At 68.6% G+C, this 10,513-nt stretch carries 12 protein-coding genes and 2 pseudogenes; 6 read left to right on the top strand and 8 right to left on the bottom strand.

Annotation, left to right across the window (positions count from 1 at the left end; all coding sequences use genetic code 11):
- Nucleotides 1-112: 112 nt before the first annotated feature.
- Nucleotides 113-257: pseudogene (locus P2Q00_RS20330) on the bottom strand (IS5/IS1182 family transposase); the annotation flags it as partial.
- On the opposite strand from P2Q00_RS20330, the gene P2Q00_RS20325 reads away from it, so the two are divergent.
- Nucleotides 192-329: a hypothetical protein gene (locus P2Q00_RS20325; protein WP_275774036.1), complete on the top strand. Its 138-nt coding sequence runs from the start codon at nt 192-194 to the stop codon at nt 327-329. The pseudogene P2Q00_RS20330 and the gene P2Q00_RS20325 sit on opposite strands and share 66 nt — an antisense overlap.
- Nucleotides 330-342: 13 nt before the next feature.
- On the opposite strand, the gene P2Q00_RS20320 is transcribed toward P2Q00_RS20325, so the two are convergent.
- Nucleotides 343-1,023 (bottom strand): class I SAM-dependent methyltransferase, encoded by a 681-nt coding sequence (locus P2Q00_RS20320; RefSeq protein WP_275774015.1) that lies wholly within the window; start codon nt 1,021-1,023, stop codon nt 343-345.
- 127 nt (nt 1,024-1,150) lie between these two features.
- The gene (locus tag P2Q00_RS20315; protein WP_275774014.1) at nt 1,151-2,704 is read right to left on the bottom strand and encodes an HD domain-containing phosphohydrolase; all 1,554 of its coding nucleotides are present in this window, start codon (nt 2,702-2,704) and stop codon (nt 1,151-1,153) included.
- A 40-nt stretch (nt 2,705-2,744) separates the two neighbouring features.
- Between P2Q00_RS20315 and P2Q00_RS20310 the strand changes: the two genes are divergently transcribed.
- Nucleotides 2,745-3,179 carry a hypothetical protein gene (locus tag P2Q00_RS20310; RefSeq protein ID WP_275774013.1) on the top strand — a complete coding sequence of 145 codons (435 nt, stop codon included), beginning with the start codon at nt 2,745-2,747 and terminating at the stop codon, nt 3,177-3,179.
- A gap of 97 nt (nt 3,180-3,276) precedes the next feature.
- On the opposite strand, the gene P2Q00_RS20305 is transcribed toward P2Q00_RS20310, so the two are convergent.
- On the bottom strand, nt 3,277-3,627 hold the full coding sequence (locus tag P2Q00_RS20305) for a hypothetical protein (protein ID WP_275774012.1): 351 nt from the start codon (nt 3,625-3,627) through the stop codon (nt 3,277-3,279).
- A 656-nt stretch (nt 3,628-4,283) separates the two neighbouring features.
- Here P2Q00_RS20305 and P2Q00_RS20300 point away from each other — a divergent pair.
- Both P2Q00_RS20300 and P2Q00_RS20295 read left to right on the top strand, forming a co-directional pair.
- Entirely contained in the window at nt 4,284-4,634 is a 351-nt protein-coding gene (locus P2Q00_RS20300; protein WP_275774011.1) for a P-loop NTPase family protein, read from the top strand.
- 816 nt (nt 4,635-5,450) lie between these two features.
- Nucleotides 5,451-5,576, top strand: a complete 126-nt coding sequence (locus tag P2Q00_RS20295; protein ID WP_275774010.1) for a hypothetical protein — start codon at nt 5,451-5,453, stop codon at nt 5,574-5,576.
- A 4-nt stretch (nt 5,577-5,580) separates the two neighbouring features.
- Here the strand turns inward: P2Q00_RS20295 and P2Q00_RS20290 are convergent, their stop codons facing one another.
- From P2Q00_RS20290 to P2Q00_RS20275, 4 genes are all read right to left on the bottom strand, one after another.
- Nucleotides 5,581-7,602: a caspase, EACC1-associated type gene (locus P2Q00_RS20290; RefSeq protein ID WP_275774009.1), complete on the bottom strand. Its 2,022-nt coding sequence runs from the start codon at nt 7,600-7,602 to the stop codon at nt 5,581-5,583.
- A 2-nt stretch (nt 7,603-7,604) separates the two neighbouring features.
- The gene (locus P2Q00_RS20285; RefSeq protein WP_275774008.1) at nt 7,605-8,036 is read right to left on the bottom strand and encodes an effector-associated constant component EACC1; all 432 of its coding nucleotides are present in this window, start codon (nt 8,034-8,036) and stop codon (nt 7,605-7,607) included.
- A 118-nt stretch (nt 8,037-8,154) separates the two neighbouring features.
- Nucleotides 8,155-8,433, bottom strand: a complete 279-nt coding sequence (locus P2Q00_RS20280; RefSeq protein WP_275774007.1) for a hypothetical protein — start codon at nt 8,431-8,433, stop codon at nt 8,155-8,157.
- A 49-nt stretch (nt 8,434-8,482) separates the two neighbouring features.
- Nucleotides 8,483-9,124: a maleylpyruvate isomerase family mycothiol-dependent enzyme gene (locus P2Q00_RS20275; RefSeq protein WP_275774006.1), complete on the bottom strand. Its 642-nt coding sequence runs from the start codon at nt 9,122-9,124 to the stop codon at nt 8,483-8,485.
- Nucleotides 9,125-9,193: 69 nt separating this feature from the next.
- Between P2Q00_RS20275 and P2Q00_RS20270 the strand changes: the two genes are divergently transcribed.
- Entirely contained in the window at nt 9,194-9,637 is a 444-nt protein-coding gene (locus P2Q00_RS20270; protein ID WP_275774005.1) for a MarR family winged helix-turn-helix transcriptional regulator, read from the top strand.
- Between the two features lie 677 nt (nt 9,638-10,314).
- Nucleotides 10,315-10,491 (top strand): annotated as a pseudogene (locus tag P2Q00_RS20265) (CorA family divalent cation transporter); the annotation flags it as partial.
- Nucleotides 10,492-10,513 lie beyond the last annotated feature (22 nt).

Raw genomic sequence — 10,513 nt, 5'->3', positions numbered from 1 at the left:
ACCACTTGCTCGGTGCCCGCTGTTCGAATCCAGGGGCGGGGACGGTGAGCCCGTCTGATCTGAGGGCTCGGGACCCCGTGGTGTTTCAGGCTTCACCGACCCCGTGACTCACCATTAGATGGTGTTTCGAGCCGGGGCGGGCGCGGTCGACGGGCGAGGGTCCGGTGTGATCCCCCCTTGACGGCCCGGACGTGGGAACCGTCCACGGCGCAGTCGTCCAGGTCCAGCAGGTCGGCGCGGCGCAGCTCGGTCAGCAGGGCGGCGGCCGGGTCAGGCCCACCGCCAGGAAGGTCGCCCCGAAGCACGGAAAGCCGCGCCGCCACTCCTGAGCCGCACGGCCCGTCAGCCGCCCGCGGCCTTCTCCGGCACGGCCGTGGCCGTGTCGCGTCCGGACGGGGTCGCCGCCGGGAGCCGGGCGCTGCCCAGCACGGCCGGGCCGACGAAGGACGGACTCGCGGGAAAGACCTGGCGCTCGACGTGGTCGACGACGAATCCGGCCGCCCGGATCGAGTCGAGCGTCGGACGGTTGCACTCGCAGCAGACCACCAGCCGGTTGAGCCAGTTCATCCGGTCCTGGTGGCGGGCCACCTTCGGGTCCTCCGAGCGCATGTGCTCCAGGAAGAGCAGCCGCCCGCCGGGGCGCAGCACCCGGCCGAGCTGTCGCAGCGCCCGCTGCTGGTCGCTCACCCCGCAGAGCACCAGCGTGGACACGACGACGTCGAAGCTGTCGTCCTCGAACGGAAGGTCCTCGGCCGGCGCCCGCAGGACCGTGGTGCGCGGAGCCCGCTCCGCGACGTGCCGCTCCAGCCGGCGGACCATCGCCGGCTCGGGCTCGGTGACCGTCAGCGACTCGACGCCCTCGCCGTAGAGGGCGAGGTTGGCCCCGGTGCCGCCGCCGATCTCGAGCACCCGGCCGTCGGCCTCGGCGATCACCCGGCGACGCAGATCGGTCAGGCCCTGCCGCTCGGCCTTGGCCATCATCCGGTCGTAGGTCACCGCGAACAGTGTGCTTCTGACGCCCATGACTGCCTCGATTCACGGTCCGACGTTCTGCCTCGACGCTAAGCCCGTGCCGTGCCAGGCACATGAGGCGGATGCCTCATCTTCGGCGCCGTCGTCCGCGTCGTCGTTCCCGGAGCCGGCCCCGCTCTCAGAGCAGACCGTTCTGCACCGCGAAGAGACAGGCCGAGGCCCGGGTCGAGGTCCCGATCTTGGCGTAGATGTGCTCGATGTGGTTGCGCGCGGTCTTGGGCGAGATCACCAGCCGTGCGGCGATCTCCTTACTGCTGCAGCCACGGGCCAGCAGCCGCAGCACGTCGATCTCGCGGGTGGTCAGGCCCGCGGGCCCGGCGCCGCGCCGCGGCGTGCGGTGCCCCGCGGCCGCGAGCACCGCGGCGACCGCCTCGCCGTCCAGGCGTCCGGCGGCGACCTCGGCGTGCAGCTGCGCGGCGGCCTCCGTCGCCTGGAGCGCCGCCCGGTGCGGGCGCGGCTCGATCATCGACTGGTAGGCGTCCGCGACGCCCAGGATCCGGCTCGGCCAGGAGATCGCGCCGCCCGCGAGCCCGCGCGGGTAGCCGGAGCCGTCCAGCCGCTCGCGGTACTGCACGGCGACCTCGCCCAGGGGGGCGAGCGCCGGGGACTGCCGGAGCATCCGCTCCGTCAGATAGGGCTGCAGCCGCACCCGTTCCCACTCCCCCGCGCCCAGCGGTCCCGGTTTGTCCCAGATCGCGTTGGAGACGCCGAGGCGGCCCAGGCCGTGCACCAGGCCGGCCCGGCGCAGCGTCGTCACCTCGGCCGGATCCATCCGCAGCCCGAGCGCCGCCGCCTCGGCCAGCGCCGCCACGGCACGGCCGTGACCCAGCGTGTACGGGGACTTCAGATCCACGAAGTCGGCGACCGCGAGCAGCGCCGCGTCGAACTCCTCCTCGCCGAGCCGCACGCCGAGCGCGGGCTCGGCCCCGATCACCGCCTCCCAGGTACGGGCCGTGTCCAGTCCGCCCACGATCTCCTCGGGCTCCCGGCAGAACTCGGCCGCGAGTCCGGGATCGAACTGCGTCCCCGCCCGACGCCTGGCCAGCGCCGTGGCCGCGCCGGTCCCGCCGATCCGGTACGCCACCTCGACGTACTCGGACAGCTGAGCGAGCCGGGAGGGCAGCGGCACGGCCTCCCCCTTGAGCTCTCCCGGCCAGCCGCGTCCGTCCCACTGCTCGTACGAACAGGCCACCGCCTCCTGCACGGCGTCCGGCAGACCGAGCCGCAGGGCGAGCTCGCGGGCCAGCGCCGAGTGCGAGCTGATCATCCCGTTCATATCGCGGAACCCGCCGAGCGTGAACTCCAGGCCGACCCGGAACCGGTGCAGCGGCGGATTGCCCGATCCGATCAACCGCAGCGTCGCCGCCGCACCCGTCAGACTGCGCTGCTCGTAGGCGTACTTGCCGGCCTTCAGCGTGATGTCGTCGCCGAACCACTTCGCCTGCTCGTGCGCGTCCGAGTGGCAGCCGACGTTGACCAGCAACGCGGTGTAGTAGACGACCATCCGGGTGTCGTCGTCCAGGCCGAGCCGCTCGGCCAGTCTCAACGCGATCAGGCACTGGCGCAGCACATGCTCCATCGGCTGGCCGAAGCCCAGGTCCACGCCCAGGGAGAGCGCGGCCACCAGCTCCGCCAGACGCACCCCCGCTCCGCTCTCCGCGCGGCTCGCCACCGTCACCACGCTACGCCCCCACGCGCCCCAATCTCGATCCGTGGAAGTCTTCCCCTTCGTCGGACGCGGCCCGCTGCTGGCGGAGCTGGACGACGCACTGGCGGCCGCTGGCGGCCGCGGGTCGGGCGCAGCGGGCTGGTGCTGCCGCCAGGGCCGGCCAGCGCAGGCAAGACCCGGCTCGCCGACGAGACCGTGGTGCGCGCCCCCGACTTCCGCTCCGTCTGGGGCCTGGAGCGCAGCCGACCAGACCCTTGGCGGCTGGGCTCAGGTGGTCCGGGCGCTGGCGGCCCTGGACGAGGAGGGCGGCCACCGGGTGTCGCCCCCGCCGACGCTGCGCGCGCTGCTTGCCGGGCCGGCACCCGCGGGATCCCGCTCCCGCGATCCCGGCGCCGCCCGGCTGCGGCTGGCTGGCGAGGTGATGTATGACGCGGGAGCGGCGGTGGCGGTCAGTGCGACGTGTGTCCCGAAGGGGTAGGTGGCGTCGCACGTGCCGGCGGGATGGGATTGCGGATGGGTCCCGCCCGAGTTGCAGAACTTCACCACCGCAGCGTGACCATCACAGCACAGCTCCCTCAAGGAGAAACGCACCCCATCACGAGGGCAGCCCAGAACAGAACCGCCAAGCGCCGAGCCCACCGACGTCGCCGGGCACGCAGACTGTGCGCCATCACGGGTACCAGGTCGAATCCGTACGACGGAACAGGCAGCGGCGGCCCGTGCGGCACGTGGTCCACCGCCCACTGCGCCACAGGCTCGCCCAGCGGCGGGCAGTCGTCACTGCCTTCCAGGTAGATGCGTCTACGGGTGCTGCGTCGAGGCTTGTTCGGCTTCTTGCCCTTGCCCCGGAACTTGCGCCACCACGCCTTGACCGCTCCCATTCGGTCAGGACGCGCATAGACGGCTTGACACAGCAGCTTGGTCACCTCAGAAGAGGTTGGGTCCACCTCGCCGGCACGGTCCGCACGAGCGGTCGTGGCGTCGGCCTGAATCGGCACCGCCGGCCCCTCGACCACCCCTCCCCCCGGCCCGTCCCTGGGCCCACAGCCCCCACCCCAACGCCATGCCGCCCCCGTTCGCCGATCCGGCGGGCATCATCACGGTGAACTCCGAATACCACCAGATCACAAACGCGACAATGCGCTCAACCTCCAAGTAGAGAGCAGGGATTGACCGAAATCCGCTCTCCCAGACAGGCACTGCTGCTGCGCAGGAAACGGCGCACGCTTGGGGCGTAGGACGACTGGCGGTAATCGGGACACGGTCTCAGTGGACTGCACCTGCGCCACGGGCAACGCGCTGCCCGTGGCGCAGTCGCACAAGTGACAGCGATGAGGTTCCAGTGCTCAACTACGTGGTCCAGGCGCGACCTGCGGACCATGCCTGAATGCGCACTTGTCAGCCTGCCCTCAAGGGAGCATAGATTGACTCCAGTTGATCGTCAGGGGGAGCGGTGGCGGGGCGGGACCTTCGAACGCTGTTCAGCTCGAACGACCGGAGCATCGCCACAGATGAGGCGTTCACGAACCGGCAGGCACAGTGGCAAGCGGTGACGACCGGCCTAGCAGAACACATACGGCACGTGACCCGTGCGAACTTCGACGTAGAGGACCTGGAAGCTCCCCGCCGTAACATCCTCGTGCTCCACGGTGTGGGCGGGATCGGCAAGTCCACGCTCTCCCGCAAGATCGAGGCGTCGCTCGCCAGCAGCGAGCACCGTCCCGTGCAATGGGGATCGCCGTCCCACCCCGAGGAGCGGACACTGCCGGTCCGCATCGACCTCGCGCGTGCCGCGGGCGTGGACTTCGAACGGGTAATCCTCACCATCCGCCTTGCTGTCGCCGCGCTCGGCCGGCCGATGCCCGCCTTCGACCTCGCCGCCGAAGCCGCCCACGACTTCCACCTCCTGCTGGAGACCGTCGGCTCCGAGTAGCCGCTCACAGAAACACCACTGCTATCGCGCGCAAACTTGCTCAAGCAACGGCTCTCCGGGCCGACCCCACACCCTGCGGCTAACCGTCCAGTCCGGGCCGGCGTTCGGGGGTTGGGAGACGTGGACGGTGAGCCCGGTGATTCGGCCTGACTGTGACGAGGCCCTGGCACCACACCGGCACCTGTGACTTTGGCTTCGCCACATCCGGGGCCCCGACAGCGGGTCCGTATCCCGCGGATCTTCGGTGACCTCCGCCTCGGCGGTGATGCCATCGTCCGGGGTCAGCACCGTGTCGACCCGACCGCGGATGATCGCCCACTCCTGCCATTTCTGCTCGGCCGCGGCCAGCTCGGCCAGCCTGGATGCGTCGGCCTCCTCACACAGTCCGTCGACTCGACAGCGAGCGGTGAGCTCGTGCTGTTCCATTAGTCCAACAACCGACGGCAGCCGCGACCTCCCGGGGAGCGACGACACGACAGGCCACCGCTCCCACGGAACCACCGCCCTTATGCCTGACCAGCGAAAACGCCGCCATGAGGTTCGGTAAGACAACAGCTGCTTACTCCTCTGCCGCCAGGCTCTCGCCGAGACGCAGGCTTCCGTCTGCAGAGCCGTCACCTGCGTTAGGAGAGCATCCGCGCGCTGCTCTGCCGTCGCTTCCGGGCCGAGCCCGACTGCTCCTCGCCCGTGCCCGCTGTCGGACAGCGACCTATTCGGCTCCGGTCTCTTATCCCTGACCCACGGTGCAAAGGGGACGGGCAGAGGGTCGACGGCTAACTTTGCACCATGGGTCAGAGATAGGACACCGAGGCCGAGATGAGCGAGTCGCTGATCACGTGGGCGGCAATCACGCTGATGACCCGGCGTCTCACCCGCTGCAAGAACCGTCCCGCCGAACGCTGTGACGTCGCCCACGGCTACGTAGTGCCGGAAGCCGCCTGACCGGTCATTCCTCCGAACCGTCCATCAGTCCGGTCACCGCTCGTCCGGCGTGTTCATCGCGGCGTCCTACGTCAGGTTCTCTGGCGTGCGACCGGTCCATGACCACCCCGGTGGCCGCAAGCAATGGCAACGTGCACGCGAAGGCGATCATGTTGAGATACGGCCTGTCTTCGTAGGGAGCTGCCTCGTAGACGTTCAAGGCGATGGCAAACGCGCCCCCAGCCCAGCCGAGAAGAAGGGAGAGCCCGAAGCGCCGGGGGACCAGTGCGGCGGCGCACACCGGTACACCGACCGCCAGCGCAGCGGCCGCCAGGTAACACCAGCCCATATGGGTGGCATAGCTGTAGTAGAACTGCGGGCGCGCTGTTGACCGCTCGTGGAACAGGAGCAACGCGCCAGTGACCGCGCTCGCCCCCGCCACGACGGCCGTGGCCCGTGTCGGCAGACTCGTCGGTCGCCAGAACTCGAAGCGAACAGCCCGGCTCCTTTTCAGTACGGACCTCGTGTATCCGGCACCGATGATCAAAGCCACATGGCCGACGAGTTCCAGTCGATAGGCCGATTCCCAAAGTGGGGGGAAGTTTCCCCCCACTACTAGAAAGAGGTAGGCCAGACCCCAGACCGAGGCTGCCGCCGTGCCGAGCAGGATGCCGGGTCCTATGAGCGCTTTCGTCCGCGGCAGGAGCACACAGATCCCCGCGGCCAGCGATACCACGGCCATGGTGATGACGTACCAGAACACGCTCCAGGGTGGATCTCCGTAGGTGAAGTAGCCGTCGGAGTGGCCTTCCTGAATGGTTCCTGTGATCAACAGCGCGGCAGCAAGGATCGCCAATAGACCGGGGACGATGGAGGCCAGCAGCGTGGCGGTTCGGCCTGCCACGCGCTTCCCTCGGGCGGCTGGCGGGGCGGCCAGGTCCTCGTCCGGCCGTACGCCGGTTTCCTCTTTTCGTGATGGTGCTGTGGTGGGCACGATGGTGGGCGGCGTGGCCTGTACCTCGCTCGGCAGCTCCGACGGCGGCGTGCGGGCCGGCTTCGGAGCCGGTTGGGGCGTGGTTTTGGAGGGGCTCTCGGGCACCTGCGGGTGGATTGCCTGCAGCTGCGTCGCGGCCGCGGCCGACACGGCCCGGCTGTCATCGTCTGCGAGGCGCTGGAGTTCGCCGGCGACATGCTGGCGCACGAGGTCGTTGCCGATCCGGTACAGGTGGGCGAGTCCGTCCAGAGCGGAGAGACGGTCCGTGGCGATCGGGCTGGCCAGCGCATTGCGCAGGTGTGCCGGCAGCGTCCAGTTGATGTTCCGGGCGACGACGATGCGGCCCTCGACGTTGTCCAGCTTCTTCGGCCTCTGCTGGGGCATCTCGTCGACGACCCGGTCGTGGACGTAGCTGTACAGCTCGTCGAGGGTGATGTTTCCGTCGCCGTCGAGATCGGCGCTGCCGTCCCGCAGGCCGGCCACCAGGTAGCGGGTGAACACCGACTGCGCGGCCTCGCCGTGCGGCTGATTGCCCTCGAACGAGTACTGCGCGGCGTCGGATGCCGTCAGCACGGTCCGCCCCTGGCCCTGGAACGGCTCCAGCGCGTGCACAGCGGTGTCGGCTTTGGCGATCCGTCGGGACGGAAAGGCACCGCTGTAGCAGCAGTCGAGGATCAGCACCTTCTGACGGGACATGCAGGCGGACATGGCCTGGTCGATCTGCTCGGCCGCCAGCGACGTGAACAGCAGGCTGTCGCGCAGGGTGTTGGTCATCGCGAGGTACAGACGCCCGTCGTCGTCCTTCAGGCCGTGACCGGTGAAATAAAGCAGCGTGAGATCATCGCGCCGCCGGTCGCGGTAGAGATCGCTGATGGCAGCCCCGACCCGGTGATGCGGCTCGTTGATCAGCGTGGTGACCTCGAAGCCCGCGATGCCGGGGTCCTTCAGGACCATGGCGAGAGCCTCCGCGTCGTGGGCTGGAGCGGTCAGCTGTCGCAGCCCGGTGTCCTGGTAGTCGTAGGTGGCGATCAGCAGCGCCAGTCGGCGTCCCATGGTTACTCGCCCGTGTGACGACGGACGTACGCATCGACCAGATCTCGCCGCTCGGCGGCGGACGCCCGCTCCAGCTCGATCGTGTCGCCATCGATGGTGAGCGAGACGCGATGCCGTGCGGAGTGCCGGCCAAGCCAGTCACGCAAGGTCTCGATGAGCGCGGTGAACACTCCACCGGATGCGCTCAATGCGACGACGACCGCCCCCAGCGTGACAACGTCGGCGCCCTTCGCCCCGTTAGGACCCGACCCGGCACGCGCCGGGCCAACCGACTCGATGTCCAACTCGGCGATCTCAGCCCGCAATTGACGCGTCAGCCTCTCAGCAGGTTCGGGATCCACTTCGGGATCGAAGCCGATGGACAACAGCACTTGGAGCACGCGGCCCGGACCGGTTTTCCCTGGTCCGTGGTTCATGGACTCCTCGACCTGCATGAGCCCCCCGATTACGAAGCGTCGCTTGATGAGTCTCATAGTGTGATGGCTCACGCCTGCCGACGGCAGCCCTTCGCGTCTATTGCCCACCGACAGTCAGCAAGACGCGAAGGACGGCTCAATACGCATGGGGGACGAACTGCGGGATCGGAAACAGGCTCTCAACTTGCCTTTTAACCTTTGAGGCGGAGCGGCCGAGCAGAGCCGAGATCACCCGCGAGCCGACGACGACGCGCAGGGCGCGGATGTTGTCCCGGCTGGCGGGCCGGGAGGCGCCCAGGGTGACGCCTCCCAGCAACGTGCCGGTGGTAACAACGCCGGGTGGTGGCCCAGGGTGCTGCCACAGGCCGACGATGCCCGCCAGGTCGAGTACGGCGAGCACTGCGCAGAGGGCCATGCCGATGGTCGACGCATCAGATGCTCCGTTTCTCGTGCGAGCGGATGTCTCAGCGGTTTGCGTGCGAGGACTTGAGCTGGTCGACGCCGTCGCCCTGCAGGGTGTCCAGACAGGCGGTGCGTCCGGTCGAGAGCAGCAGCAGGGCCAGGGCTGGTCCGGCGATCTCCGGTCCTTCTCCCGCTGCCCAGTCGGTGTCGGTCGCCTGGAGAGTGAAGCTGGCCAGGCGGCGCTCGGCGTGGAACGGCCAGCCCATCGCCCAAACCCTGCGCAGTGCTTCGCGGCTGTATTCGGCTGGGACGGGAAACTCTCGAGCGAGCGGGAGGGCGATGTCCTGGCCGTGGACGATCGCGTCGAACAGCGCGTTACGGGTGTCCAACACCTTCGCCGTCCGCCGGGTGTCGGCGTGGCTGCGGATCACAGCGACCAGGTCTGCGGGATCGCGGGAGCCGTGCCGTCGGGCCAGCACGGTATTGATCCGGTCGGGGCTGAACCGCGCACGCGGTGCGACCGCGACCATGTCCCAGGTGGTGACGGTAGGGACCAGGGCAAGGTGTCCCGCAACGTCCCGCACACGCCAGCCCCGGCACAGTGACTCCTGCTCCCATTCGGCCGGGGTGAGTTCTTCCGGCAGGTCGGCGATCCGCAGACGGGTCGCGCGGACAGCGGACCAGTAAGAGTCCGAGTCGCCCATGACACCTCCAAAAGTCCGAATTTCGGACCACATTAGTACGAGATTCGGACCTTCTGCAATGATGGAGACATGACTGACGACGACGCTGACGAGCTCAACCTGGGACTCTTGATGTTCATCCCGTACCGCTTCATGGAGTCGGCCGTGATGGCCGCCCTGAAGTCTGCCGGGCACGACATCTCGCTCACCCAGGCACGGGTCTTCCAGCGGATCGGGCCGGAAGGCTCGCGGCTGGCCAAGCTGGCCGAGGCGTCACAGGTCAGCAAGCAGACCATCGGATCGATCGTCGACCAGCTCGAACGGGCCGGATACGTCCGGCGGGTGCCTGACCCGCGCGACGCACGAGCCCGACTGGTCACCATCACCGCCCAGGGCAACGAACTCATCGAACTCAGCCTGCCCGTCGTCCGCGACATCCAGCGAGAATGGACGGCCCACCTGGGCCCCGGGCGCACCCGGCAGCTGAGACAGGCCCTGGAAGCGCTGCGGGAGATCACCGATCCACACCGCTGACCCCCACACCCAACCCCCAGCGTGTGCCGTTGCGGAGGTGTGCCGTATGAACCTCTTGAATCAGCTTGTTCTTTATGGTCTGGTATCGAACGGCGTCTCGAGCGGTTCTGTGACGGAACGCATGCACCCAAGCCGTTCACACGGCGACGAGACGCACCCGCTCGCCACAGAACTTGGTCATGTCGTCGACGTCCGAAGTCCTCGGCGGACGCGACGGAGCACCGCTCCCTGCAATCGCCGGAGCGTCCGGATGGCGGCCATGCTGAAGGTAGAACCGGCCGGCCTCGGTGACCTCCCCTCGCACAGCACCGCCGCCACCGCGCCTGACGATCAAGAGCCCACGGTCCCGCAGGGCGTAAGCCGAAGGCCAGTCACCCGTCGCCCAGGCTCCAGGCTCCTCACCGGCCTCAAGCCGTTCGAGCAGCGTGCGCTGCCGTTCGTTCAAGGCGGACCACCGATGCACGAGCCCCAGCCGGCACCTCGCCCCCCACACTCTGCATAGAGCCGAAAGAGTGGCTGCCGGCAGTGCCAGCGTTCTGGGGCTTTTCGGGAAACAACCTCCTCCCTACTGACTGCGGCAAGCCCATGCCACACCCGTCTTGAAGGCTGTGAGCTGACGACCGCGGACTCATCGCAGCACTCGTGGGCAGCCTCGCAGCAGTGACTCGTCGTAACTACTGGCAACCTGGGCGGCGATTCTCTTCGCTCCGACGCTGGTCGGGACGATCTACGGGATGAACTTCACGCACATGCCGGAGTTGCACTGGGTATTCGGATATCCCTTCGCGATCTTGCTGATGGCGGTCGTATGCACCGGTTTGTACGCCATCTTCAAGCGGCGGGACTGGCTCTGAGTGCCGTTGCGATCAAGGGCTG

This window comes from Streptomyces coacervatus (assembly GCF_029223485.1).
Lineage (GTDB): Bacteria > Actinomycetota > Actinomycetes > Streptomycetales > Streptomycetaceae > Streptomyces > Streptomyces coacervatus.
This window is presented reverse-complemented; position numbering and strand designations above follow the sequence as displayed.